General features: G+C 58.5%; 22 protein-coding genes. 8 read left to right on the top strand and 14 right to left on the bottom strand.

The window, feature by feature from the left end:
• Position 1: 1 nt before the first annotated feature.
• From ACFQY0_RS06525 to ACFQY0_RS06555, 7 genes are read right to left on the bottom strand one after another with little or no spacing between them, the layout of a single operon-like run.
• Positions 2-1,324, bottom strand: a complete 1,323-nt coding sequence (locus ACFQY0_RS06525; protein WP_379710535.1) for a FecR domain-containing protein — start codon at positions 1,322-1,324, stop codon at positions 2-4.
• Positions 1,321-1,848 carry a sigma-70 family RNA polymerase sigma factor gene (locus ACFQY0_RS06530; RefSeq protein ID WP_379710538.1) on the bottom strand — a complete coding sequence of 176 codons (528 nt, stop codon included), beginning with the start codon at positions 1,846-1,848 and terminating at the stop codon, positions 1,321-1,323. The genes ACFQY0_RS06525 and ACFQY0_RS06530 overlap by 4 nt, the downstream gene beginning before the upstream one ends.
• Before the next feature lie 45 nt (positions 1,849-1,893).
• Entirely contained in the window at positions 1,894-2,895 is a 1,002-nt protein-coding gene (locus tag ACFQY0_RS06535; RefSeq protein ID WP_379710541.1) for a DUF3500 domain-containing protein, read from the bottom strand.
• A gap of 26 nt (positions 2,896-2,921) precedes the next feature.
• On the bottom strand, positions 2,922-4,025 hold the full coding sequence (locus ACFQY0_RS06540; protein WP_379710544.1) for an SMP-30/gluconolactonase/LRE family protein: 1,104 nt from the start codon (positions 4,023-4,025) through the stop codon (positions 2,922-2,924).
• Positions 4,022-4,729, bottom strand: a complete 708-nt coding sequence (locus ACFQY0_RS06545; protein WP_379710547.1) for a response regulator transcription factor — start codon at positions 4,727-4,729, stop codon at positions 4,022-4,024. The genes ACFQY0_RS06540 and ACFQY0_RS06545 overlap by 4 nt, the downstream gene beginning before the upstream one ends.
• Positions 4,730-4,779: 50 nt before the next feature.
• On the bottom strand, positions 4,780-6,351 hold the full coding sequence (locus ACFQY0_RS06550) for a sensor histidine kinase (RefSeq protein ID WP_379710550.1): 1,572 nt from the start codon (positions 6,349-6,351) through the stop codon (positions 4,780-4,782).
• 3 nt (positions 6,352-6,354) lie between these two features.
• Positions 6,355-9,339: an ankyrin repeat domain-containing protein gene (locus tag ACFQY0_RS06555; protein WP_379710553.1), complete on the bottom strand. Its 2,985-nt coding sequence runs from the start codon at positions 9,337-9,339 to the stop codon at positions 6,355-6,357.
• Positions 9,340-9,688: 349 nt separating this feature from the next.
• On the opposite strand from ACFQY0_RS06555, the gene ACFQY0_RS06560 reads away from it, so the two are divergent.
• Both ACFQY0_RS06560 and rfaE2 read left to right on the top strand, forming a co-directional pair.
• Complete coding sequence (locus ACFQY0_RS06560; protein ID WP_379710556.1) at positions 9,689-10,699, top strand: HAD family hydrolase; 1,011 nt, start codon at positions 9,689-9,691, stop codon at positions 10,697-10,699.
• Between the two features lie 326 nt (positions 10,700-11,025).
• Positions 11,026-11,514, top strand: a complete 489-nt coding sequence (rfaE2, locus tag ACFQY0_RS06565) for a D-glycero-beta-D-manno-heptose 1-phosphate adenylyltransferase (RefSeq protein ID WP_379710559.1) — start codon at positions 11,026-11,028, stop codon at positions 11,512-11,514.
• A gap of 151 nt (positions 11,515-11,665) precedes the next feature.
• Here the strand turns inward: rfaE2 and ACFQY0_RS06570 are convergent, their stop codons facing one another.
• On the bottom strand, positions 11,666-12,559 hold the full coding sequence (locus ACFQY0_RS06570) for a glycosyltransferase family 9 protein (RefSeq protein ID WP_379710562.1): 894 nt from the start codon (positions 12,557-12,559) through the stop codon (positions 11,666-11,668).
• 149 nt (positions 12,560-12,708) lie between these two features.
• Entirely contained in the window at positions 12,709-13,413 is a 705-nt protein-coding gene (locus ACFQY0_RS06575; RefSeq protein ID WP_379710565.1) for an SDR family oxidoreductase, read from the bottom strand.
• 521 nt (positions 13,414-13,934) lie between these two features.
• On the opposite strand from ACFQY0_RS06575, the gene ACFQY0_RS06580 reads away from it, so the two are divergent.
• Positions 13,935-14,333, top strand: coding sequence for a hypothetical protein (locus ACFQY0_RS06580; protein WP_379710567.1), 399 nt, complete (start codon positions 13,935-13,937; stop codon positions 14,331-14,333).
• A gap of 26 nt (positions 14,334-14,359) precedes the next feature.
• On the opposite strand, the gene ACFQY0_RS06585 is transcribed toward ACFQY0_RS06580, so the two are convergent.
• Positions 14,360-15,064 (bottom strand): YwaF family protein, encoded by a 705-nt coding sequence (locus ACFQY0_RS06585; protein ID WP_379710569.1) that lies wholly within the window; start codon positions 15,062-15,064, stop codon positions 14,360-14,362.
• 72 nt (positions 15,065-15,136) lie between these two features.
• Here ACFQY0_RS06585 and rlmB point away from each other — a divergent pair, with 72 nt between their 5' ends.
• Together rlmB and ACFQY0_RS06595 are read left to right on the top strand one after the other, a co-directional pair.
• Positions 15,137-15,715 carry a 23S rRNA (guanosine(2251)-2'-O)-methyltransferase RlmB gene (gene rlmB / locus ACFQY0_RS06590; protein ID WP_379710571.1) on the top strand — a complete coding sequence of 193 codons (579 nt, stop codon included), beginning with the start codon at positions 15,137-15,139 and terminating at the stop codon, positions 15,713-15,715.
• An 8-nt stretch (positions 15,716-15,723) separates the two neighbouring features.
• Positions 15,724-16,515 carry a metallophosphoesterase gene (locus ACFQY0_RS06595; RefSeq protein WP_379710573.1) on the top strand — a complete coding sequence of 264 codons (792 nt, stop codon included), beginning with the start codon at positions 15,724-15,726 and terminating at the stop codon, positions 16,513-16,515.
• A gap of 18 nt (positions 16,516-16,533) precedes the next feature.
• On the opposite strand, the gene metX is transcribed toward ACFQY0_RS06595, so the two are convergent.
• Positions 16,534-17,679 (bottom strand): homoserine O-acetyltransferase MetX, encoded by a 1,146-nt coding sequence (metX, locus tag ACFQY0_RS06600; RefSeq protein ID WP_379710575.1) that lies wholly within the window; start codon positions 17,677-17,679, stop codon positions 16,534-16,536.
• A gap of 101 nt (positions 17,680-17,780) precedes the next feature.
• Between metX and ACFQY0_RS06605 the strand changes: the two genes are divergently transcribed.
• A complete protein-coding gene (locus tag ACFQY0_RS06605; protein WP_379710577.1) occupies positions 17,781-18,344 on the top strand; it encodes a DUF1802 family protein in 564 nt (187 codons plus the stop codon).
• Positions 18,345-18,394: 50 nt separating this feature from the next.
• A complete protein-coding gene (locus tag ACFQY0_RS06610; protein ID WP_379710579.1) occupies positions 18,395-19,906 on the top strand; it encodes a sulfatase family protein in 1,512 nt (503 codons plus the stop codon).
• Between the two features lie 32 nt (positions 19,907-19,938).
• On the opposite strand, the gene ACFQY0_RS06615 is transcribed toward ACFQY0_RS06610, so the two are convergent.
• The 3 genes from ACFQY0_RS06615 to ACFQY0_RS06625 form a co-directional block, all read right to left on the bottom strand.
• The gene (locus tag ACFQY0_RS06615) at positions 19,939-21,381 is read right to left on the bottom strand and encodes a sulfatase-like hydrolase/transferase (RefSeq protein ID WP_379710581.1); all 1,443 of its coding nucleotides are present in this window, start codon (positions 21,379-21,381) and stop codon (positions 19,939-19,941) included.
• 124 nt (positions 21,382-21,505) lie between these two features.
• Positions 21,506-22,906 carry an arylsulfatase gene (locus ACFQY0_RS06620; protein WP_379710583.1) on the bottom strand — a complete coding sequence of 467 codons (1,401 nt, stop codon included), beginning with the start codon at positions 22,904-22,906 and terminating at the stop codon, positions 21,506-21,508.
• Between the two features lie 19 nt (positions 22,907-22,925).
• Positions 22,926-23,714, bottom strand: a complete 789-nt coding sequence (locus tag ACFQY0_RS06625) for a ThuA domain-containing protein (RefSeq protein WP_379710585.1) — start codon at positions 23,712-23,714, stop codon at positions 22,926-22,928.
• 174 nt (positions 23,715-23,888) lie between these two features.
• Here ACFQY0_RS06625 and ACFQY0_RS06630 point away from each other — a divergent pair, with 174 nt between their 5' ends.
• Positions 23,889-25,829: a glycoside hydrolase family 2 protein gene (locus tag ACFQY0_RS06630; RefSeq protein ID WP_379710587.1), complete on the top strand. Its 1,941-nt coding sequence runs from the start codon at positions 23,889-23,891 to the stop codon at positions 25,827-25,829.
• The last annotated feature ends 162 nt before the right edge of the window (positions 25,830-25,991 follow it).

Below are 25,991 nucleotides of genomic sequence, written 5' to 3' on the forward strand. Positions count from 1 at the left end.
ATCACTCGGAGAAGATCCGGATTTCGTTTAATCCACCTCCCTGATTCCGGTGATCAGCGGGGCGAGTCGGGTGTTTGTAGTAGGACGTAATGATGCATTTGAGGTAGCGGAGCTCAACCGGCGGGAAGTTGAAGTCCTCGAAAGGAAAGCTCTGGCCGTAGAGCGAGGGGTCGATGCGTGGCATGGGGCCTCCGCTGAGCGGGAAGTAGGTTTTGTTGTCGAGGGAACCTAACAATTCGACGCTGGCGGCTCCGCGGTCGTCGATGGCGCGGTTGGTGGTGCCTTGCAGGGACACGAGTGAGACTTCGTGAGTGTCGAGCAAGTCGACGATGAATTCGCCGCCTTCATGCTCGGGTGCGAGCCAGAAGGACCAGTCGCCCGGGACGCCGGAGTCATCGAGTCGCCCATCTGTTAGGTTGTCGGGAGGAAAGATCGAGCCGTGGGGTCGGGTGAGGTAGCCGGGGCTGATGACGGGTTTGCCAAGTGCGAGATTGCCGGTGCTGGACCGCGACATTTGTGAAGTGCGGTGAAGGGCGTTGGCGAGATGGACAGGCGATTCGTCGAGTTGCTCAAGGAGCGTGCCGTCATTGGTGATCGCACGGCTTTCTCCGTCGGTGAGCAGGACCTTGTCGGTGCTTTGAGTGCTGACCTCGATCTCGCCCTTGAAGACCTCAGTGAGCACCACGGGGTTCTTGCCATCGTTGCCCACGGCTACGCCGAACTCGGTGCCGCGATCGATGATTTGCCCTGTGGGAGTGTCGAGACGGAAGCCTTCCGCTCCGGGCGGAGCGTGGACTGACGCGCGTCCGTGGAGAATGGTGAGAGCTTCTTTGGTATCGAGTCTGAAGCGGCAGGGAGCTTCGAGGATCACGAGGGCGCCACTCGGATACGCCAGCTTGACGTCACCTGAAACAAGTTCGACCGGAACGTCAGCGGGCATCTTCCCGGGACTCAAGTGGTGGGTTCCGGTTTGATAGACGGCAAGGTTCGATTCGAGGATCTCCGCGCGCGGCTTGAGTCTGTGAAGCGCGAACATGCCGGAGGATCCGAGAATCAGAGCCACAATGATCAGCGCCGCAACTGCCTGAAGTGATTCTCTTCGAAAGAAGGAGACTTTTTTCGGAGCCTCTGATCTCGAGAGGAAATCAGGTAGCTTGCTTGCATCGCGCCGAATGAGTGCACTGTGAAGGGCGAAGGCGCGGCGATACCGGTCGCGAGCCTCGGGTGAGTTTCGCAGAATGTCGTTGAGTTCGGCGCGGCTGTCATCTTCCAGAGTGCCGTCTAACAAATGCTGAATGAGGTGGTCGGTGGGGTCCTCTTTCATGGTGTGGCGAGTTTGCGTTTGCGCTCGATGCAGAGTTCGAGCGCCTTGCGGATGCGGAGCAGGGAAAGGGAGAGTGCGGTCGGTGACTTGGCGCGCGCGGCGGCAAGATCCTGAACCGAGGCGCCGGGTTGATAACGCTCGAGGATGAGCTGGCGGTGTTGCGCCGGGAGCTCGCCGAGGCAGTGTTCGAGGGCTTCCGAGAGGTCGAGGCTATCGGCTTCCTGGCTGCTTTCGGAGGCAAGGATTTCGACGAGGTCGTCGTCGAAGACATGACGATCGCGCGCGCTGTCGCGGCGAGCGGCTTTCACCTGATACCAGGCAATGGCGAGTGCCCACGGCAGGAAGGGCTGGGCCGGGTCGTAGTCAGCGGCCTTCCGCCAGAGGACGAGGTTGGTCTCCTGAACGACGTCGTCGGCCAGCATTCGATCGGGAAGCAATGCCAGCACATAGCGATGGATCTCCGGCTGATGACGGGCGATCAGGCCGACAAGCCGCTCTTCGGGGTTTTCAGGGGATCCGTGCATGTTCCACCTGTATTACCGGATCGAGCCGGAATCTTTCGGGGAATTTTACTCGTGGTCCTTGAGGTGCTCTTTGAGCACGTCGCGACCGAAGTCGCCTTCAAGGTCGCGCCAAACGGTGTGGATGTGATTGGCGTTGTTCTGGACGTTGCAGGCTTCGATGAGAAAGGTCGGGCCCTGGATGCGGTAGTAGTAAGCTTCGCCCGGCTTGGTCGAGCCGGCCCAGCCGAAGCGGAGCTGGTCCCTGCCCGCCATGCTGACTTTCTTGAGGTCGGTATCGGCGAGGTCTTCGCGAAAACGGCCGGTGTATTCAGCAATGAGTTCCAGCAGTGCCTTGCTCTGTGCCTCGCTCATGTCGGCGCTCGTGATGCCGACGGGGGTGAGTTGTTTGGCGACGCGGTCTTCACCTGTTAGAATTTCTCTCGGAGGTTTTTCATCGAAGATGACCTCCTTTTTTCCGCTCTCGAGAAGGCTGGTGACGAGGGCCCGGCCAAGGTCTTCTTCTGCGGCGAGGGGGCGGAGACCTTTGGATTCTCCCTCGCGAACCTCGGCGGGATTGGCACCCATGAATGAAGGCGTCACGGAAATGTCCTTGTTGTCGACGATGGTGATGTTGATTGAAAGGTGGTGGCCTTCGATACGATATCCCCAGCCTTTGGGATCACCGGGTTCTCCGAAGATGGTGGTGAAGTATTTTTCCTGATCGCGTCCGACCGGGTCGTTCTCCATGCCGGCGAGGACGGCTTCGAGGGAAATGATCTGAGCGGCCTTGTAGGCACCTTTTTCGCTGAGTGCGGTGGTGACCAATTCCACGGCGGCATTCTTCTGAGCCTCATTCATGTCCTTGAGCGGGACGCCGAGACGTTCGATAGGAGTGTAGTGCCAGTTTTCCCTTTCGGCGTCGGCGAAGGGAATCCTGGCCTGCTTGAGGTGGGCGGCGTCGAGCGAGGCGAGGAAGGCGCTGGCGGCGGTCTTTAGAGCGAGGGGAGCCGGCAATTCATCGGCAAGCAAGGGCAGTGCAAAGGCGAGGGAGATGAGAAGGGTTTTCATGATGAGGGCTTTGGGTTGTGAGGGGTTTACTTGGCGGGGGGCTTGAGGGCAACTCTGAGGATCCGGTCGTCGGAGGTGAGATAGATCTCCTTCTCCTGGGGACCAAAGGCGAGGTTGGCAGTGGAACGTCCGCAGAGGACGCGACCGAGGAGTTTGCCGGTCTGGTCGATGATCAGCAGCCCCCCGGGGCCGGTGGCGAATACGGTGCCATCGGAGCGGACTTTCATGCCATCGGGCATGCCGGGGCCCTTGAGGTCCTTTGCGTTGAAGAATATGCGACCTTTATCCAGAGTGCCGTCGTGCTTCACAGGGTAGGCCATGATGACGGGATGAGGGCGGTGGGATTGGGCGACGTAAAGGGTTTTCTCGTCGGGTGAAAGGGCGATGCCGTTGGGGCGGTCGAGCTCCTTTGTTAGAAGCGTGACGCCTTCACCGGCGGTGTAGCGGAAGACGCCGTTGAAATCGAGTTCGCGAAACTTTTCGGGATTGTCGCGCGGCAGACCGTAGGGCGGATCGGTGAAGTAGATGGCTCCGGAGGAATGGATGGTCAGGTCGTTGGGAGAATTGAAACGGTAGCCGGTGGTGTCTTGGTAACGGTCGGCAAGGGTCATCTTTCCGCCACCATCGGTCAGGATCGAAAGTCGGCGGTCGCCGTGCTCGCAGAGAATGAGGCGGCCGTCCTTGTCGAAGGCCAGGCCGTTCGAACCGGGTTCGGCGCCGTAGCCGAGGGGGCCGGTGAAGCCGGAGGGTTTCATGAAAACGCTGGCTTCGCTGTCGCCGGGCTTCCACTGATAGATCGTGTTGCGGGGGACGTCGGAGAAGAGGAGGCGCTTGTTTCTTTCATCCCAGACCGGACCTTCGGCCCAGTCGAATCCGCTGCAGAGGGTTTCGATGGGGGTGTCCTGAGCGATGATCGCGTCGAGGGCGGGGTCGAGGCGCTCGATGGATTCCTGGCTGAACAGCGTGAACGGTAGGAGGGCGAGGGGGAGGCAGAGCTTCGAGCACTTCATACCATAGTGAAACGCCAAGACGCCAAGTTCGCCAAGAAGAGATTGGTTCAGCGGCCGCAGTGTCTCCAACCCGTCTGGAAGTTCGTTTAGCTTGGCGATCGTTGCGGTTTGGCGTTTCAATTTTCAAGCTTCGCCTGGCCCGCTTTAGAGCCGATCAAACGGTAACCTTGGCCTCGGACGGTGAGGAGATGGACGGGATTAGCGGGATCCGCCTCGATGCGGCTTCGGAGCGCGGCGATGAAATTGTCAACGGTGCGGGTGCTGGGGTAGGCGTGGTAGCCCCAGACGATGTCGAGAAAGGTTTCGCGGCTCACAGTTTCGCCCTGGCGTGAAATCATCACGCGCAGGATTCCGACTTCCTTGGCGCTGAGTGGGGAACTGTTGCCGTCGCGGGTGAGGGTTTGTCGGGTGAAGTCGATGGTGGCGGGACCGATGGTGACGGTGGGAGGGACGCTGTCATTTCTTTCGTAGCGACGCAGCAGAGCTCGGACGCGGGCGAGCAGTTCGCGCAGGCTGAAGGGTTTGACGAGGTAGTCGTCGGCACCGCAGTCGAGGCCTTCAACGCGGTCGTCGACCTGGCCTTTGGCGGTGAGCATCAGGACGGGCATGATCTTTCCGCGGTGACGCAAAGTACGACAAACCTCGTAGCCATCGAGCTGAGGCATCATCACGTCGAGCAGGATGAGATCAAAGGGCTCGGTGCAGGCGAGTTCGAGGCCCGCTTCGCCATTGTCGGCGGAGCGGAGGTGATAGCCTTCGGATGACAGCGCTTCCACGAGAGCGCTGCGCATGGCGAGTTCGTCTTCGATGATGAGGATTCGCATGGGAAGAGACACAAGACACAAGACGGGAAGACCCAAGACTAGCACTTGAGTCAGTTGTCTGGAGTTTGGGCGGGGATGGTTAGGGTGAAGGTGGCGCCGTTGGGTGGGGTGCTTTCAACGGTGATCGATCCGCCGTGGGCTTCGGCGATGTGCTTGACGATGCTCAGACCGATGCCGGTGCCCTGGGTTTCACGGCGGAGTTCGTTGCCGAGGCGGTGAAAGCGCTGGAAGATGTTTTTCTGTTCGCTCTTCGGGATGCCGGGCCCTTGGTCGATGATGGAAATGGTGATCCTGCCGTCTTCCCCGCTCTTCGCCCGCAGGTCGACCACTCCTCTAACGGGCGAGAACTTGATGGCGTTGTCGACGAGGTTGACGAGGGCTTGTTGGAGGGCGCTGGGGTCGACGGTGGCGGTAAGGTCGGGGATATCGAAAGCTAGCTGGACACGGCGGTCCTCGGCGAGGGGTTGCATCAGACGCAGGGTGTCGCGCAGCAGGGCGGATAGATCGCATTCCTCGAAATGATACTGTTTGCGATCTTCTTCGATGCGCGCGAAGTCGAGGACATTCTCGATGAGATGGGAAAGCCGTGCGCCTTCGCGGGCGATGAGGGTGTGGAACTCGGCGGGCTTGCTGACGCGACCCTGCTGAAGGGACTCGGCCATCAGTCGGATCGATCCTAGCGGGGCACGGAGTTCGTGGGAGACGCTGGCGACGAATTGGGATTTGAGTTCGGCGAGTCGGCGTTCGCGAGTCACGGTACGGTGGATGACGTAGAGCGCGATGAGGGCGGTTCCGATGGCGGCTGAGAGAATCGCCAAGGTCCATTGTTGCTGTCTCCGAATCGGCGCTTCGAGGATCTCGGAGCGAGGAATGATGTGGAGCTCGAGGCCTTTGCCAAAAGGGACGCTTGTCGTGGCAAGCGGCGAAGCCGGCGGGGATTCCTGATCGAGGGAGAACTGGACATGAACCCAATTCGGCAATTCCTGTTCCCGCTCCAAGCCATCGAAGTCACGCGTCGGCAGGGTGTAGTAGGTGATTTTCGAGCCCTCGTTGCGGAGGTAGACCGGCAAGTCATCGAGGAGCCAGACGCCTTCTTCCGATGGATGTTCGGCGGCGAGTTTTCTAACCGCTTCGGCACGCTTCCAGTTGGCGAGTGCGAATTCGTCGTCAGTGATTTTTTCCAAGGCGAGGGGCGTGAGGATCGACGGGGCTTCGTAGAGGAAGAGATAGGAGGAGAGTGGGTGGCTGGGATCGAGTTCATGGAGCCGCAGGGCGGCGAGCGCGCGGCGGGGAAGGCCGGCGGGTGAGAGTCCGGCCTCGGGGTCAATGCTGAGTTCGAAAAGTGCCTCGGTATCGTTGCCGAGAAGGGGGTCATCGGGTGGGGCCGGTGGGCCGGGAATCGGGGGATTCGGGTAGCTGGGGATCTCGTCGATTTGCTGGGAAAAATCGAGCGCCAGAACCTTGGCGATCCCGGGGGCGAGGCGCTCCGCATCGGCCTGGGCATCGGCCCATGCCGCCTTCAGCTGCGAGCGCGTGCCCCACCAGGCGAGGACGGCGAGCACCACCAGCGGCCCGAGGACGGCGAGGTAGAGCCAGCGTAGTGATGGGGAGGCGGCGGACATGGACTAGCGAGAGGGAGATACGTTCCTTCGGACACGGGGCTGGGGGGTCGACGAGGCAGGAACGACGATGCGGGGCCGTTGAACGCGTCCTCTGTCGGGCGATGACCGCTCGGGCACATCAATGGGAGTGTCGGACCCGTAGGCGACTCGGTCTCCATTGCGTAAATAAGCCTGAAATCCTACGTCTCCAAATGTGGATTTGCCACGTGTGAGAGTCAGATTGGGAATTCCCGATTGACTGCGATTGAATCCAAGGTCCAGAGCCCTGGTGGAAGATGTGCCATTTTTGGGCGGCAGCGGAAGTAAACCGGACGGGCTTGGGGTCCAGCGCGAGGCCTGCCAGTCGATCCGATGTTGGGTGACCTCGCCGTTGTGATAGGAGATCATGATGTCCCCACTTAGGGCTTTGTGGAAAAACAGGATCTGTTTGCTTGAGAAGCCGGTCCACTCACTGGCTTCTCTCTTCAATGGAAGTTCGATGATGTCGCCTCGGTGCAATGGTATGTCTGACTCCCTGATTTGTTCAGCCGTTGAGCTCTCGTCGCAGGCGTCGATGGCCTCAGTTAGGTTCACTTCGATCGTCGATTGGGAACCGTCCCAAGCGGTGCGCTGAATGCGGATATGGGAAAAATCGGGATGAGGTAGCACCACCGGATTGGCAAGCTTCTGAAATGTTTGATTTGCTAGGATGTCTGCCGGTCGCTTGCGGGGATCATCGGGGATCGACTGGAATTTCGAGCGGGTGAAGCCCCATTTTTCACAGCTGTAGACCTGAGCCAGTATTTCAATCAAAGAGGGCTGAGCCTCTGTATGGGGGGGTGTCTCGAAGTGCCACTCGTACGGGATCTCAGGAACGCGAAGGGTGATCAACCGGCTGCGGATCTCGAGGTCCATTTTTGCTGTGAGCGGTGGGACGTCGAGGCTGAGTCGATCACCGGGGCGGAGTTTGAAGCGATCCAGTGTCTTGCTGCCTAAAGTGGTCGCCATGTCCTGCCAGCCATCTCGCTGGATGGTGATCATGACTTCATTCTCGGAAAGGAGATTGAGGTCGGGCTTGAGCAGGAGGATCGTAGCGGGAGTGGACAAATAGGGAACCTCCGGTTTGGTGGGGTCGTAGCTGAGCAGGTCACCACGCACGGTGATCTTCCGAGCTTGTCCATTGATTGTGATGGTGAAGGGGATGTCAATCCGGCGGGTCAGATCCCACAGAAGGCTTGGCGGAGGGTCATCCCGGTAACTTATACCATAGCCTGAGGTGTCGCTGCCGATTTGGCGCTCGATGACGTCCCCCCACTCTAGTTCTGGAAGGGAGTCGGATCCTTCGAAATTCAGAAGTATTGATTCAAGTTTACCCGATTCGGATTGTCTCCATAAGAGCCATCGGTAGTGAGTTTCCTTATTGTCCACTTGAGGGAATCTCATCGGCGTCTCGCGTAGTGCCTGGGCGAGTGGCGGTGGTGTCGGTCCTGTCGATGGCTCGGCGAGAGCTGTGAGGTCTTGGTGGGTCCCTTGGTCGACGAGGAGTTGGATGCTGTCTTGGCGAGTCAGTTTCGGGAGCAGGTAGTTTTTATTGAGCTCTGGTAGGAACTCGTGATTTACGCCGGCGAATCGTGACTTGATGAGTGCTTCGGATGGTGCGGCACCGTGGGCGATGAGGAGCTTCGCGAGCTCGCTGTCCTTTTCGATGGCCAAGCTAAGGAGGTCTTGTCCGTTGGAGTCGTCCGGTTGGAAGCGGGGAGTGTGCTTCAAAAAGAGGATCAAGAGCTCCTTTGAATTCGCCCCTGCGAGATCTTCGGTAAGAACTTCGGCACCCGCTTTGATGAGTGCTTTGGCATTCGTTTGGCTTTTCCATAGCGAAGCGAGCTGGAGAGGTCTCACCTTGTTGAAGATCTGCGGATAATAAGGGTTGGTGGGATTGCCGGGCTTGTTGATGTCTGCATTGACGGGTCCTGTGCGGCGGTTGGGGTCAGCTCCCTTTTCCAGTAGGATGCTAACGATGAGCTCCGATTCTTCGTGGTCGTCGCTGATGGCGAAATGGAGCGGCGTGAGGTTGGTGTCAGGCGCGGGCAGATCGGGCGAGGCTCCTCGATCAAGGAGCAGCTTGACGATCTTTGGATTGCGCCCGAGGACCGCTTGGTGAAGTGGAGTCCCAAACGGATAATTCCTGTTGTAGCGGCCTTGGGTATCGATGTTGATATCGATGTCGGCTCCATGATCCAGAAGGGTGGTAATCATCTCAGGGCGCTCTTCGAGGACCGCCAGATGAAGAAGTGTGACATCGGAATTATCCGATGCCCTGAGAATTTCGTTTGGATTGACTCCGCTTTTCAGTAGATAGGTCAGGACGGAAACGCGGTCTCTTTCAATCGCGCTCTTCAGGGCTTTGAGTTTGTCGCTCTCTGAAAACTTGCCGTGCTCAATGAGGATCTTGCAAAGGTCGAGACGGCCGACAGAAGCGGCATCGGCTAAAACGTTGGTGTCGGCTGTGCTGACTCCCGCGGAGAGCAGGTAGCGGATGACCTCAGGCCAACCATGATCGACTGCATTCGAGAGGACCTTGGGATCACGAATGATATCTGGCGCGGACTTGGCGAGTTCCTTGAGGCGTCTGAGTTCGATGGTTTCCCGGGTATCGGGATTCGTTTCGACATCTGGAGCTTCGCCGCCGAGGGTGGCGAGGTGTTCGCGGGAAAGTTCGGCTTCGCGTTCGAAGTCGGGGAACTCGCGGAGGAGGCGCTGATAGAGGGCGATGGCTTCGTCGTTTTTCTGCTGGGCGCGGCGGACTTCGGCGAGACGGAAGAGGGCGCTGGCGGCGAGCGGGCGTTGCTGGTCGAAGTTGGCGAGGATTTTTTGGTAGGACTCGGCGGCTTTGGCGGGCTCGCGTTCGACTTCCTCGGCGTAGAGGGCGTCGCGGAGTTGCACGCGAAGATCCGGCTCGGCGGTGGCGAAGAACGGCAGCAGGCAGAGAAGGACGAGGAAGGTTTTCATGAGGGCAGGGAAGCAGACTTCCGAGGATGCTTTGTCATGGAATGGTCATGAGTGCAATGCGGCGCTGCGCGGGAGTGAGCAGTGATCAGTGATCAGTGATCAGTGAAAGGCATGGGGTTGCGGGGGAGGGGGAAATGCCAAGCCCATCTCGCAAAGGCTGGCGATGGGGAGGCTGGTTTGGCAAGGAGCGGGGACATGCAGTCCCCGAAGGTGGGATTGTTGGAGGCTTGGGAGGTGGAGGGCTCTTGGGGTTGGTCGCCGGGGTTGTCCGGTAGCTGCAAGCAACCGCTCCTTGAGTCTAGCGGGGATTCTGCTTGCTCGGGGAACAGGGGGTGCCAAGGCTTTGGGCGTGGCTGACGGATGCTTTTCAGATAGTGCGGATTTTCCGGATCTCGGGGAATCGGCGGAGACTCTCGGGCTCGATGCTCGGGAGGGGACTTCGGATGCGCGCTTTGCGGTCGGGAAGGATGGGGTGCGGGCGATTGCGGCGACCGGCGACGGGAAGGTGGAGTTCGTGGGCTTTGAAAGACACACGCTGGCGCTGGTGACGTCGTCGCTGGGGTATCCGGCCTACTATCCGGTGCCTGCTTTGGGAGAGCCGGCGCCGATCAAGGCGATGCTGATGGACCTGGATGGGACAACGGTTCACAGCGAGCAGTTCTGGATCTGGATCATCGAGCAATCGACGGCGAGTCTGCTGGACGATGCGAAGTTCGAACTCGAAGATGCGGATGTGGCGCATGTCTCGGGGCACTCGGTCTCGGAGCACTTGCAGTACTGCATTGCGAAGTACTGTCCGGACAAGTCGCTGGAAGAGGCGCGGCGTTATTACTTCGAGCACACGGACCGCGAGATGGCGGCGATTCTGGATGGGAAAGGTCGGCCGGGGGCGTTCACGCCGGCTCCGGGGATCAAGGAGTTTTTGTTAGAACTCAAGGCAATGGGCGTGAAGCTCGGGCTGGTGACTTCGGGGCTTTTTGAAAAGGCGTATCCGGAGATCCTTGATGTGTTCAAGACGCTGGGAATGGGGAACCCGGAAGACTTTTATGATTCGATCATCACGGCCGGAACGGCGGTCGGTCGGGGGAAGGCGGGGACGATGGGCGAGCTGCCGCCGAAGCCGCATCCGTGGCTCTACGCGGAGAGCCTGACGATTGGTCTGGGGATGAAGTTCGAGGAGCGGAATGCGACTTTAGGAATCGAGGACAGTGGTGCGGGGATCTGCTCGTTGAGGTTGGCGGGGATCCGCTCGGTGGGCCTGAACGATGGGAACATCGATGATTCGGGGACCGGTGGGCTTTGTCAGTTCCGGATTGATTCGTTTGAGGAGATTTTGGCTGAGATCAAAGCGCTCCATTGAATTTTCAACCGCGGATGAACGCGGATGAACGCGGATGTTTGGAGCGGAGGAAGTAAGAATTGGACCAGGATGGATTGGATGGATTGGATTGAGGTTCTGGAACCAGATTCAGAATTTTTAAGCACCCTCCTTCGCTGACTGCTTTTCAGGAGGTTCAAAGGCGAGGAAAGCTTCGGTCGGGCAGGCGGATTGCACGGAATCCACGGATTGAAAGGCATTGGGGCTTTCAAAGCTAAGACCCTGATCTGCTGCAACTGTGCGGAAAAATTCCGTGTATTCCGTGTGGTCCGTGGTTAATCCTCCGTTCGTTCAGAGAGGTCCAAATTATGCAAGACATCGAAGAGAAGATCAAAAGTCGGGAGGAAGCTGCGGAGTTGCTTGAGGAGTTCCGCAAGGACAACAAGTGTGTGGTGTTCACCAACGGCTGCTTCGATGTGCTTCATCCGGGACACGTGCAGTACCTGCAGGCGTCGAGGAAGCTTGGCGACATTCTGGTGGTCGGCTTGAATTCAGATGATTCGATCAAGCGGCTGAAAGGCTCTGAACGACCGATCTGCGAGGAGAGCGCGAGGGCCTACATGCTGGCATCGATGGCTTGCGTGGACATGGTGGTGGTCTTCGATGAAGACACGCCGGTTGAGTTGATGGGCGCGCTGAGGCCGGACATTCTGGTGAAGGGTGCGGACTGGGAAGGAAAGGAACTTCCGGGCAGTGATCTGGTTGGCCGCGTGGAGTTCATGAAGTTCCTCGAAGGCTGGAGCTCGACCGATGTGATCGGGCGGATCAAGAAGGCGCTTCAGAGTGAGCTGGGGTAGGGGTGTCGGGCTGGGGATGGGAGTTCATGCTGCTGGGGTTTGACGGATGGGAGGAATGGGATTCATGGGAAGTATGGCAAAGCGGAAGACCACCGATCCCTATCTCTCCTAAATCCCATTCTTCCCATCCGAGCCGGCCTAAAGTTCCCACTTAGTGCAGATACTCGGCGAGCGCATCGAGTCCCTCCCTGAGATCCACGTGGTCGTAGTAGTTGCCGGGTTCCTGCTGGGCGATGGGGAGCTTGCCGTCGGGGTAGAGCACGCGGTCATAGATGCCGACGGTCCATGGGAAGCTCATCTTTCCACCGATGGCGTGGGAGCCGAAGATGCCGATCGTCGGGGTGCCTTCGGCCTTGGAAATATGAAGGGCGGCGGAGTCGGTGGAGACGGTGAGAAAGGCATCGCGGATGACTTTTTTGAGTTCGGGGAAAGAGGTTTTTCCGGCGAGGACTTCGATCTTTCCTGGCAGCGCTTTGGCGATCTCCTCGACGTAGGGGACTTCTTCCTCGGAGCCGACCAGTTTGATCGGCAGGTTGTAGCGATCGTTGAGGATGCTGGCGAATTCCTGCCATTTTTCCACAGACGGACGTTTGGATGTCCACTTCGGGCTGGAGCCGGTGTTGAAGATGATGTGGGTGCGTTCGCGTTTCCTGAACTGGTGCTGTTCGCGGCCTTTTTTGAGGACGGAGGCAGTGAGTTCAGAGGCAGGTGCGTTTCTAACAAAGACGTTGGCGACATCGTGAACACGGCTTCCGGAAAGGCGTCCGATGAGTCGGCAGCGTTTGTTCCCCTGGAAGTCGAGGATGTCGGTGAAGCGTCGTTTTCGGACCTCGAGGATGACCTGGATCTGGGAGATGGCGGATTTTTTATCGAGGACGATGAAGTCGGAAAATTCGTCCTTGAGGAAGGCTTTGCCAATGGGTGAGGTGATGATGCATGGCGGCGGGTCCATGGCGCGCAGGTAGGGCAGGGTCGATGCGATATCGCCGAGCGCGCTGAGTTTCATCACGGCGATGCGTCGGCCGTTCATGGTGGGGATATCCATAGATTGTCTGAGCGGGAAGGCTTGGGAGTCGCGGACGATGAGTTGCTGAAATTGAAACGCCAAGACGCCAAGGTCGCAAAGTTTAGAACTTCATAAAATGGATCCCATGGGGATTGCCTTGGCGAACCTTTGCGGCTTGGCGTTTCAGATCAAATTCTCTGATCCGAGCTGCGGAGCTGGATGTCTCCGATTTCGACGTGGGCAGGGGTTTCGAGCATGGTCATGATGCAGTCGGCAACGTCGCGGGGCTTGAGCATGGTCATCGACTGACGGGTTTTCTGAAGCTGATCTTCGCGACCGCGGAAATAGTGCTCGAGCAGCGGGGTATCGACGAAGCCGGGGGAGACGGTGCCGATTTGCACCGGGATGCCGGCGGCTTTAATTTCATGGCGCATCGAGTCGCTGATGGCGCGGACGGCGAATTTCGTCGGGGCGTAGAATCCGCCGGTGGGTGGGACGCGGTGGCCACTCATGGAGGAGACGTTGATGATGCGTCCGCCGCCCTCGGGGAAATGGCGGAGCGAGAGTTGGCTGCAAAGGGTGAGGGCCATGACGTTGACGCGCCACATTTCCTCCCAGTCGGTCGGATTTCCATCGATGATGCGGGAGAGGTAGGCGATGCCGGCGCAGTTCACGAGGGCATCGATGCAGCCGAGCTCCTTGAAGATGGCCTGGATCTCATCGCGCTGGGTGAGGTCGGCTCTAACGGGAATGACGCCGCGTGGAAGCGAGCCAGGATTGCGTGACACGCCGAGAACGCTGGCTCCCCGGGAGAGGAGGAGTTCGGCCAGGGCGCGACCGATGCCACTGGAGGCTCCGGTGATGAGAATTGTTTTTCCTGCGAGGCGGCTCATGTCGGGACCGTTTCACGAGGAGGCCGTTCTGGCAATCCTTCGAAGTGGACCGACGGCGAACCTCCCACCCAGCAGGTTGAAGGGACGGCGGGCATTGACGCGGGCGCATTTGGTTCTCGTCGCGGAATCGGGTAAAACGGGGGGCGGGGGGAGATTTGAACCGAAGCGTTAATCTTTAGGTCAAACCGGTAGGTAAGGGCATTTTTGAAGAAGTAAGTGCCGAAACCGCAGATGAACGGGATGGACGGGGATGAAGAATAAGGAAACTGAGCAGTTCATTGGCTTACTTTGATGGTCCTCGTGCTTCTGCTTGTCCATCGTCCCCGAAGAGGCGAGCGGACTGCCCAGGATAGTGATGAGTATTGCCTGAACGAGGAATCTTATGTGGAGTGGTCAGCCGAGAGTCAAATCAGAGGCTGGATTAATTTTGATGCGACTGAAATCCTGCACTCCAAACCTTGGGGTTCGCCTTCGCTGAGTGATAATGACTCTGATACCGAGCAATGAAATCTGAACTTGATGTGGATCCTGACGATTACGCGGAAGTTGGCTGGTATCACGTCGTGGAAGCGCGACGTTTGTTGCGAGATTTGGAAAAAGGAGGTGTGCGCTTCGTCATCAGATCCGAGATTTCTGACCCGCTTCGTGGTGATGTGATTTCAGCATCCCATGGGGGCGGGTTTGGTGCCGGTGGTCAGGTCCTTCTCTTTGTCCATGGCGACGACATCCAGACCTTTCGGGAGATTCACGATCGGGATTTTCTCCGAGATGCCCCCGCAGACGACGGAATCGGCATCAAGGCGTCGACGATAATCAAAGTTCTGGTGATCGTAGGGATAGGCGTGCTCTTGGGGCAACTGATTGCCAATTCACTACAGCCTGAAGAACCTCAAGAGACTGAGATTCACACTGCTGAATGAAGTCTCACGACACGTGCGATGGAGCTTCAGTCGCATTTCTTGGCTCTGCGCTCCCGAACCGGCAGGGCGAGGAGGAAGAAGAAGAGGAGGGCGATCATTTCCAGCCAGATAATGTATGCCGGGTGCGGGCCGAGGTGGTCGAGCAGGCTCGGATTCACGGGTTTTCCGGCGAGGAATCCGTAGTTGGTGCCCATCATGTGGTTGGCGATGATGGCGACGAGGACGTAGACATTGACCCAGGCAAAGGCTTTGAGTGGAGAGCGCCAAAGTGGGGATTCGACACGCCATCCCGTGACGACGGGCAGATAAATGGCAGCGGCAATGACGGCGAAATGATGGATGAAGAAGGAGAAGAAGGCGGGGTGGGGAAAACCGATGTCGATGGCGGGGGTGAGGATGCCTTGGATGGTGCCGGCAAGTCCCCAAAAGTAGGTGAGCAGTGTGCAGGTTTTGTTTCCGGTAATGAGGGCGAAGCCGGCGAGGAAGGCGGCGAGGTCGCAAAGGTGTAGAGGGACGGCGTTGTCCATGCCGATCTCGCGCGTGACCTTTGACCAGGCCCATTGGGAGAGCCCGAAGACGGCGAGGTTGATGAAGGCGAGGACGGCGCGGGTGAGGCGCTCGCATTTCCCGCCACGGCGTCCGAGGACGAGGAAGGCGGCAATTCCGAGGATGCCGACGAGCACTGCCATGCCATGCTGGGTGGAGAAAGGGGCGAAGCTTGGCTCGGGCATGAGTGGGTTTAGCCTAAGTTCTGTTGTCGGGAAAGCTTGCGGTTAGGGGTCGCTCGTTTCCATGCTGTGCCCATGAAGCCACGCCGTCAGGGACGCGAAGCCCGCGAGAACCGCCATGTGAAATCCACGACCGAAATCGCGGTGAAGGCGCGGGATGAAGAAGAGCTGATGCGCATCGTGGAAGATCAGGAGGTGCCCTTCATTCTGGTGCTGGACTGCGTGCAGGACCCACACAACCTCGGGGCGATCCTCCGGACGGCGGACGGCGCGGGCGTGCATGCGGTGGTGGCGCCGAAGGACAAGGCGGTGGGGATCACGGAGACGGTGCGTCGCGTTTCGGTGGGGGCGGCCGACAATGTGCCATTCGTGCAGGTGACGAATCTGGCGCGGACGATGGAGCGGCTCCAGGAAAAGGGACTGTGGTTTGTCGGCACCTCGGACCGGGCGGAGAAGTCGATCTACGAGCTGGATCTCAAGGGGCCGCTGGCGATCGTGCTGGGGGCGGAGGAAAAAGGGATGCGCCGATTGACGGAAGAGCACTGCGATTTCCTGGCGAGCATTCCGATGGCGGGGAAGATCGAGTGTCTCAACGTATCGGTCTCGGCGGGAGTCTGTCTGTTTGAAGCCGTGCGTCAGCGGAGCGTGACATGAGGGAGCCGGTGCTCATCCTGTCCGATCTGCATCTTGGGCACGCGGCTTCCCGGATCCAATCGGCTGAGCAGCTCCGGCCGTTGTTAGAGGGGGCGGGAACGGTGGTTTTCAATGGCGATACCTTTCAGGAACTCGCGAGTGATTTCCGTCCGCGATCCGAGGTCTTGATGGCGGAGCTGCGAAGCTTGTGTGAGGAGCTGGGGACTGATCCGGTGTTTCTCTCGGGAAATCACGATCCCGGCTGGGAAGGCCAGGGCTGGGTGGAGCTGGCGGGCGGGAAAATCATTGCGACCCATGGGGACAGCGTGATGTGGGGTGGTTCGCCGTGGAGCCGGGAGTCGGTATCGCGTAGCAGGCAGCTCCGTGAGCTGTGGGCGGAGCATCCGGAGGCCGAACATGATCCGGCGGTGCGCCTCAAGATGGCCAGGAAAATGGCGCTGCTGTTGCGGCCGCCGAGGATTCCGAAAGGCCGGACGATCTTGCGTCGGGCACTGGATGCGATCAATCCGCCTCGGCGTGCTTTCGAGATCCTTCGGGTCTGGTGGCAGCAGTCGGGTGCTGCGGCAGAGTTCCTACGCCACTACTTTCCGCAGGCGGAGGTGCTGGTGGTGGGTCACTTCCACCGCCGGGGACTGTGGTTCAAGTCGGGACGACTGGTGGTGAACACCGGTGCTTTCGTCCATCCGCACGGCTCGATGTGGGTGAGCTATGAGAACGGATGGCTGAGGGTGGGCCGGGTTGGGGAAAACGAGGGGGTCTTTGTCAGAGCGGATCCTCTGACGGTATGGCGCTTCGGATGAGCGCCGTGGGGCATCAGCTCACTGCGCCAGCAGCCACGAGATGTGGGGCGTGTAGAGGTCGGGCTCGAGGAGGAAGGAGTCGTGGCCTTTGTCCGAGTGGACGGTGATGTGCATCGGTTCGACCTGGGCCTCGGCGAGGTGAGCGACCAGTTCGGCCTGCTCTTCGGGGTAGAAGCAGAAGTCGGAGTCGATCGAGAAGACGAGCCATTTTTGCCCGGCCTTGCGGCAGCGTTCGAAGAGCTCCTGGGGAGTGTCAGCATCCCCTTCGAGTGCTCCATTGAAGCGCGACCAGAGGTCGATGATCCGCAGGTAGGTATTGGCGTCGAAGCGTTTGGTGAACTTTTTCCCCTGATAGAGCATGTAGCTCTGGAACTGGTCGCGCACCCGATACCAGGCAAGGCTGTCGGTCGCCTGTTTGACCTCGCTTCTGGCGCGTTGCTCGAAGGCATCGACGTGGACGAAGGTCTTGTGGGAGATCATCCGGGCGAGGGCTAGGCCGTAGGCCGGGCTACCATTTTCGTAGTAGTCGCCGCCGTTGAAATAGGGATCGTTCTCGATGGCGAGGATCTGTTCGAAGAGGATCAGGCGATTGAGGACGGTGGTCTTGTAGCCTGCGGCGATGGAGATGACATTGCGGACGCGCTCCGGGAAGCGGGTGGCGAATGTTAGAGCGAGCAGGCCGCCGACGGAGGGGCCGACGGCCGCGTGAAGTTGGTCGATGCCGAGACGATCGAGGAGCTTTGACTGGGCTTCGACCTGATCGGCGGCGGTGACGTGGGGAAAGGCCGAGCCGTAGGGCTTTCCGGTTTCCGGGTTGATCGATGAAGGGCCGCTCGACCCGTAGCAGCCGCCGAGGTAGTTGGCGCAGACGATGAAATACTTGTTGGTGTCCAGCGCCTTGCCGGGCCCGATGATGTCATTCCACCAGCCGTTGTGCATTTCCGGCTGCCAGAGATCTCCGACGATCGGGATGCTGGGATTTTCGCCGCAGGCGTGGTGGCTGCCGGAAAGGGCGTGGAAGAGGAGGATGGCGTTGCTGCGATCCGCATTGAGCGTGCCCCAGGACTCGTAGGCGAGGGTGAACTCGGACAAGGATCCTCCGTCACGGAGACGGAAGGGGGCGTCATCACGGAAGGTTTCAAACTGGGTCTCGACGGGCGGCACGGGGGCTGGGTCTAAGGGGTAAAGTGGGAAATGACGAGGGTTTTTAAGGGGATTGAACTTGATGCTTGGAATAGGGGGGGCGGACCGGGGTAGCTTGGGGCATGGCGAACGGATTCAAGGAGTGGCAGGTGGTGTGTGACGCGCTGGCAAGCGGTCGGCAGTCGTTGATCTTGCGAAAAGGCGGGATTCACGAGGGCAGGGCGGGCTTTGCCTTCGCCGAGAAGTCGTTTTTCCTTTTTCCGACCCGCTTCCACAACCAGGGCCAGTTTGTCCGGGAGGGCTCGGTCGATCCGCAGCCCGAGTGGCAGGAGGGAGAGGTGGTGACGATCAGCCATCATTGCGAGGCGCTGTGGGCGAAGACCTTGACGGACTGGGATCAGGTCGCGGCGCTGGAGCCTTTCCACATCTGGACCGAGGAGACGGTGCGGCAGCGTTTTGATTGGGAAGGAAAGGGGATGAGTGCGGGGAGCATCCACGTTGCCCTGGTCCGGGTGCGGGAGCTGGCGCAGCCATTCGAGTTTGCCTACGGTCCGAAGTACGGGGGCTGCCGTAGTTGGGTGAAGGTTCCGGAGCCGCCGGAGAATTGGCAGGACGATTGCCGCTTCCCGCTCGGGGATGATGAATTTGCCACGCTGGCGGATCGCTTGGGAAAACTTCTCGGGTAGTCATTCACCGATATCGTTTTCCTTTTTCCCATGCTTCGACACGAACGCTTATGAATTTTCTTAGAACCCTCATCATCGCGCTGGGCCTGGCCGTCACTGCAGGCGGTGAGCCGGATCAGGTCCGACCGAATATCATCTGGCTGATGGCCGAAGATATGGGGCGTGATCTGGAATGCTACGGCATGCCGGGGGTGCAGACCCCGAACCTCAACCGGATGGCGAAGGAGGGGGCGCTGTTCACCAACGCCTACTGCTCCAATCCGATCTGTTCGCCAAATCGCTCGGCGATGATGGTGGGTGTCGATCAGACGGTGATCAATGCTCATCACCACCGCAGCAACCGCGACTTGCCGCTGGTGGCGCCTTACAAGCCGATCACTTCGTATCTGCGCGATGCTGGCTACACTTGTCTGCTCGGTCACGATCTGGTGATGGGGAAGGGGACCAAGACCGACTGCAACTTCAAGCATACGGCGACGGGTGCTTATGACGGAGTGAAGAATTTCGGGCTCTTCGATAAGCGGGCGGACTTTACCGCGGCCGACCAACCCTTTTTTAGTCAGATCCAGTTGCAGGTGACCCACCGTGGTGATTGGTGGAATCAGGTGCGCAAGGATGCGAAGGATCCGGTGTCGTTGGATGAGATCAAGCTGCCCCCGTTTTTCGCAGACACTCCGGAGATTCGCTACGACTGGGCGGCTTATCTCGATACGGTGGAGTACATGGATGATGAGGTCGGCCAATTGATGGATGATCTCAAGAGCAAGGGCTTGGAGAAGAACACGGTGGTGATTTTCATCGCTGACAACGGTCGCTGCAATCTACGTGGGAAGGGCTACCTGCATGATTCGGGGATCCATATTCCGATGATCGTCTGGGCGCCGGGTTTGGTGAAGGCGGGGACGGTGGTTGAGGAGTTGGTGTGCACCACGGACATCTCGGCGACGGTACTCAAGTTGGCCGGATCTGAGATTCCGGACTACATGTCCTCGAAGCCGATCATTGGGGTCGAAAAACCTGAATACCGCCGCTTCGTGCGCTCTGCGCGAGACATCTGGGATGAGATCGACGAGTGTTCGCGCAGCGTTTCGACAAAGAAGTTCAAGTACATCAAAAACTACATGCCGGAGGTGCCGTGGGCGACGAATCAGGCCTACCTTGAAATCAATCGGCCAGCGCTTTGGGTGATGCGTCGGCTGAATGAGGAAGGGAAACTCAGCGATGCGGAGATGACTTTTTTCCAGGAAAGGAAACCCGAGGAAGAACTCTACGATCTGGAGAAAGACCCGGACGAACTCAACAATCTGGCCAAGGATCCTGAATATGCGGAGGTCCTCAAGGAGATGCGCTCGCACGAAGCCGAGTGGCTCTCCAACAACAAGGATCTTGGTTTGGATGATCTGGGGAGGCGTCGGCCTGAGATTGGACTGAGCGCTGAAGTCGCGCGCGACGCCGTGAGAAAGGAACAGCCGGAGTTATGGGACCGGCTGGTCAGCGGAGAGCTCCTCGAGACCCACGCCTGGATGAACAAGTATGGCTCGAGGAAGATGCGTGAGAAGTAGCCGGTCGGCAACCGAGCCCTTGGAAGGGTAGGTTATTTGGGACGATTCGCTTTGCTCGCGAGACCGGGGTCGCCCTGAGCCTTCATTTCTTCAGCGAGAGCGGTCTTCATCGACGTAAGGCGGGAGGCATACTCGGGGTTCGCCGCGAGGTCATTCATCTCATTGGCGTCCTTTTCCAGATTGAAGAGGCGGTGGACGTCGGCTTTCGGGTAGTAAATGAGTTTCCAGCCGTCCTTGATGACGCATCGTTGAAGATCGAGGTAGGCACCGTAGATGCGGTCGCGGCCCTGGCCGGTCTCACCCTTGGCGAGCGGCAGGAGGCTTTGGAAATCGATCGTCTGTTCGGGGGTTGCGCCTGCGAGATCGAGGGTGGTGGGAACGATGTCCTGAATGTAAACGCGGGTGTTGATGCGTTTGCCTGCTTCGATTCCGGGGCCGTTGATGATGAGCGGCGGGCAGAGGCTGTGTTCATACATGTTCTGCTTTCCGACGAGACCGTGATGGCCGACGGCGAGTCCATGGTCGGCGGTGTAGATGATGTAGGTGTTGTCGGCTTTTCCGCTGGCCTCGAGTGCGTCGAGAATCTTGCCGATCTGCGCGTCCATGTGGGTGATCAGCGCGAAGTATTCCTGACGATTCACCTTCACGGCGTACTCGGTGCGGGGGAAAGGCATGAGTTTTTCATCGCGGAGACTTTTGCTGCAGCCGATCTGGTCCGCGTAGGGGTACTTCTTGAGGAAATTCTCAGGGACCTTGACCTTATCGACCGGGTACATGTCGACGAACTCCTTCGGAGCCTGACGTGGATCGTGGGGCGCATTGAAAGCGATGTACATGAAGAAGGGTCTTTCTTTCTTGGCCGCTTCATCGATGAAGCCGATCGCTTCGTCCTTGAGCACTTCACTCCAATGAGTGCCGCCTTCCCAGAATCCGCCCATCGATTTGTCCCATGGCAGCCACTCCTTGTCGTTCTCGTCCTTCGGACGGTTGTAGCCTGATGGCTTGGCTTTGGGCATGCCAGGTCGGACGGTTCCGACATGATCGAAAATCGCTTTTGGGTCGAAAAGCGAGACATGCCACTTTCCGGCAAAGTACGTTTCGTAACCGGCGTCGCCCATCAACTGGCTCCATGACTTGGTGGCATCCGGGTTTGGCGTTCCCTTGTGTTTCTTTTTCCAATTGGCCTCGCTCTTGATGAGATTGTTGGCATTCCAGACGGTTCGCCCGGTGTTGAACATGTGGCGGCTGGCGACGCAGACCGCGCCACTCCATGAACCCATGTTGTAGGCGTGGTCGAATCGGGTGCCTTCTTCGACGAGTTTGTCGAGGTTCGGCGTGATGACCTCTCCTCCGACGGCACCGATGGTTTCCCAGGATTGGTCGTCGGCGAAGAGGAAGAGAATGTTAGGTTTCTCGGCGCGGACAGCCTGGGAGGCGGTGAGGGCGAGAAGCGTGAGGCTAAGCAGGAGTTTCATGGGTTAGAAGAATCGGACGAATGGACGGTGGCTTTCAGTTCCTTCCATGGATGGGGTCGCTTTGGATGACTCAGCGCAGGCGCCTCCGGGTAGAACAAACTGAAGGGTGACGAGGTCACTGGTATCAATTTTTGAGCGGTGTGTGGGACTTGTCCATGAGCTTCTCGAGCTGCTGGACGAGTTCGGGATTCTCGGCGGCGAGGTTGTTCTTTTCGCCGAGGTCGTTCTTGAGGTTGTAGAGTTCGATGGGGAGAAACACTTTGCCGCGGTTCTTCTCCGAGCGTTGCACGGCTTTCCAATCGCCCATACGGATCGAGCGGGAGGTGTAGGTTTTACTGCTTCCCTGTTGGAATTCGAAGTAGATGACGTCGTGCTTCTTCTGGTCCGGCTTACCAAGCAAGGTGGGGAGCATGGAAATGCCGTCGTTCTGAGTGGGGACGGGCTGGCCGGTGATTTCCGCCATGGTTGGCAGAACATCCTGAAACGCGCTGAGGTGGTCATTGACGCTGCCGCTTTGGACCTTGTTCGGCCAGCGGACGAGGAATGGGGTGCGGATGCCGCCTTCGTAGAGATCGCGCTTGATGCCTCGCAGCGGACCGTTCGAATCCCAGAATTTGGGATCATGTCCCCCTTCATGGTGGGCTCCGTTATCGCTGGCGAAGAGGACGATGGTGTTGTCGTCGATGCCGAGCTCAACGAGCATGTCGAGGATGCCGCCAATCTGGTTGTCGAGGTTCTCCATCATCGCAGCAAAGCCTGCGATGGGATTGATGACATCCGGAGTGTTCTCGCCGGGGCCCGCACCGTATTTGCCGATCTTGTCGTCGAACTGCGGGTAGACCTTGCGCCACTTTTCGTGAAGTTCCTTCGGTGCGTGCATTGCGGCGTGGGGGACGGCCGTCGGGATGTAGCAGAAGAAGGGGGTCTTGGACTCGGCGTTCGTTTTGATGAATGCTGCCGCGTCTTCCATGATCAGATCGTGGATGTAGGTTCCTTCTTCGAGGGGCTCTTCCTTGCCGTCGCGGACGATGCTGGTGGGGTAGTAGGTGTGGGCGATCATCTGGCTTTTCCAGCCGGTGTAGTGATCGAATCCGTGGGTCAGCGGGTTGGGCTTGCCTTCGTCCGAAGTGATGCCGAGCCCCCACTTTCCGTAGGCTCCGGTCGCGTATCCCGCATTCTTGAAAAGGCGGGGAAGCGTGGTCATTTCCGGGTCGAGGGCGAAGCGGTTCTCCTCACCGTTTCCGCGGCAGTGAACCTTGCCCGGGTGCTGACCGGTCATGAGGACGGCGCGCGATGGTGAGCAGACGGTGTTCCCCGAGTAGTGGTCGGTGAAACGCATGCCTTCGGCGGCAATTCGATCGATGTTAGGCGTCTTGAGTTTCTTTTGCCCGTAGCATCCGAGGTCGCCCATGCCGAGGTCGTCGGCGAGGATGTAGATGACGTTTGGCGGAGCGAGCTTGTCTGCCGCCTGGGCAGAGCAGGCGATGGCTGCGCAAAGCAGGGTGATGATGGAGGTGAGTTTCATGAGCTGACTGGATGGATAATTATTTGATGCTCTCCGCAACAGGTTTGCCGGCGGCCCAGAGAAATCCGCGGGTAAGCATGTTCTGATAGTTTTCCTGAATCATCGTTTCGTTGTGATGGCCGATGGTGGTGGCGAAGACCCGGGTCTTTTTCGGACCATAGGCATTGACCCAGATGTTGGTAAACATCTGCTTTTTTGACTCCGACATCGACTCAGCGAGCGGTGTGGCGGTCGGATAAATCTTGTTGATGAAGTAGAGTTCGCCATCGGGAGTGGTCCAATTCTCGAGTCCCTTGGTGATTTCGTGTCCGGAGTTGACGATCTTCACTTCGAAGGGGTGTTTCGGACCGTGGCCGGGTGAGTGGACTCCGCAAAATTTCCACCATTCCTCCGCGGTCGGACCTTCGCGGTAGCAGTGCATGGAGCAGTGAACAAGGACAGCAGGAGTTCCTTCGAGGTGGGGTTTGAGGATGCCGGCGATGTAGTCGACGTCCCCAATCTTGGCGAAGCACTCATTGTGGACGACAATGTCGTAGCCCTTGGCCCAGTCCGGGTTCTTGTAGAACTCAAGCAGGATGTCACCGCGCTGGGTGCGTTGATGGAAAATGGTCCATTCGATGGGCAGCTTGGAATGCGCGTCGATCGCGGTCGGGATGATGTCGCGTTGATTGTCGTAATCGTGGCAGCAGCCACCGGTGATGAGCAGGGCCTTGATGGCCTGGCCGGAAGGTGAAGGATCCTTTGGCTTCGCTGACAGGCTGCTGCAGATCGTGAGCAGGGCGAGGAGCAAAAAAGGTAGTCTGGTCATGAAAATCAGGCGCTAGGGATCGGATTTGAGCTGTGATTACTGGCAGACCTGGAAATTCTTTCGACTCTTTTTCTCGGCGCCTCTGTTGTATGGCTGCTGACACAATTGGGACGAATTGGCCGTCAAGATTCGTGATCAAGCATCCGTCCCATCACTTTTAGAAGACCGAGACCGATGAAAAATTTTGTGCCTTTCACTCTAGCAGTGATTCTTTCCACGGCTGCCGCGTGGGCTGCCAGGACCTCGTTCGATGAGAATTGGAAATTTATCCAGCAGGAGATCACTGGTGCGGAGCGGACGGACTTCGAGGATGGATCCTGGCGGGTGCTCGATGTGCCCCACGATTGGAGCATCGAAGGCGAGTATTCGCAGAGCCATCCGATGGGGGATACCGGTGGATACCTGCCGGCGGGCATTGGCTGGTACCGAAAAACGGTGGAGGTCCCTCCTGCATGGAAAGGCAAGCATGTCGAGATCGCCTTTGACGGGGTCTACATGGACAGCACGGTGTGGGCGAATGGCAAGAAGCTCGGGAACCGCCCTTATGGCTGGAGTTCGTTCGCTTACGACATCAGCGAGCTGGCGGCGACGGCGGACTCGATCACTTTCGCCGTCCGTGTCGATAATGCCAGCCAGCCGTCGGCGCGCTGGTATACAGGGAGCGGCATCTATGCGCACACCTGGATTGATGTGAAGGAAAAGATACACATCCCGACAGACGGGGTTTTCGTTCGCACGAAAGGGGAGCAGGTGACGGTCGATGTGGAGCTGGTCAATCGCCGTGAGAACGATTCGGTGCTGGGTGTGAAAACGACGATTCTCGATGAGGAAGGGCGGGCATTCGCGGAGACATTTTCCAGACTGCGGCTGGAGAAGGGCAAGCATGGGACGGTTCAAGCAGAGCTTGTCGTGAAGAACCCGGAGCTCTGGTCTCCCGAGAGCCCGCAACTTTATCTTGCCGTGAACGAAATCCTTGTGGAAGGCAAGGTCGTGGATCGGGTTGAGACTCGTTTCGGTTTTCGTGACATCGAGTGGAAGGCGGCAACGGGAATGTGGCTCAACGGAAAGAACGTCAAGTTGCGTGGCGTGTGCAATCATCAGGATGCGGGTGCCTTGGGCGCCGCGGTCCCGGACAAGATTCTACGCTTTCGCATCGAGCAACTGAAAGCGATGGGCTGCAATGCGATCCGAACTTCACACAACCCCCAGACGCCCCACTTTTATGATATCTGCGACGAAGTCGGGATGCTGGTGATGGATGAGATCTTCGATGGCTGGAAGAGGAAGGCGAAGGAAGACTACGGCGGACGGTTCTTCAATGAGTGGTGGAAGCGGGATCTCACGGATTGGATCAAGCGCGATCGCAATCATCCCTCGATCGTGATTTATAGCGTGGGCAATGAGACGGGTGGAAACGTTGGCAAGGCGCTGGTCGAACTTTCTCACGAGCTGGATCCGACGCGCCCGGTGACCTCCGGCCATTCGGCTTCGGAGGTGATGGATGTGCTCGGGGTGAATGGCAGCAGCGAGAAGAAAGGCTGGTGGGAGCAGTTGGCGAGGGATAAGAGGTTCAAGGACAAGGTCTTCATTGGAACGGAAAACACCCACACCTGGCAGGTGAGGGGCTACTACCGAAGCCAGACCTGGTATCGGAACGGCTATCCTAACAAGAGCCAGAAGCCATACGAGACGCCGGATCTCACCGAGCTTGAGGTTTTCAAATATGATTGGACGGATGCCGAGGGTCGGGCGAACGGAAAGCAGGTCTTCAATTCGAGTTATGACAACGCCATGGTGCGGCTGAATGCCCGTTTGAATATCGAACAGCTGCGCGACATCCCGCATTATGCCGGATCATTCCGCTGGACCGGCCACGATTACATTGGTGAGGCGGGCTACGTGCATGGCGGATGGCCTTTCAAGGCCTTCATGGGTGGGGCGATTGATCTGGCGAACTTCGAGAAAGATCTCTTCTATCTCTATCAGAGCCAATGGACGAAGAAGCCGATGGTCCACACGCTGCCGCACTGGACGCATCCGACCATGGCATTGGGGACCGAGATTCCGGTGTGGGTTTATTCGAAGGCTCTACCGGATCTGAGGTGGGTAGGCTGATTTGAATGTTCCCGTATCGGTCGCTGCTTTCTATACTTCTGGGGATGTCAGTTGAGGCACTTTTTAAGCAAGCGTTGGGTTTGGCAGATCCTTGGGTGGTCACCGAATGCGACTTCAATCCAGAGGCGAAGAGCTTGGTGATTAGAATCGATTTCAAACGCG

The sequence above is a fragment of the Haloferula chungangensis genome, assembly GCF_042664875.1.
GTDB classification, from domain to species: Bacteria; Verrucomicrobiota; Verrucomicrobiia; order Verrucomicrobiales; family Akkermansiaceae; genus Haloferula; species Haloferula chungangensis.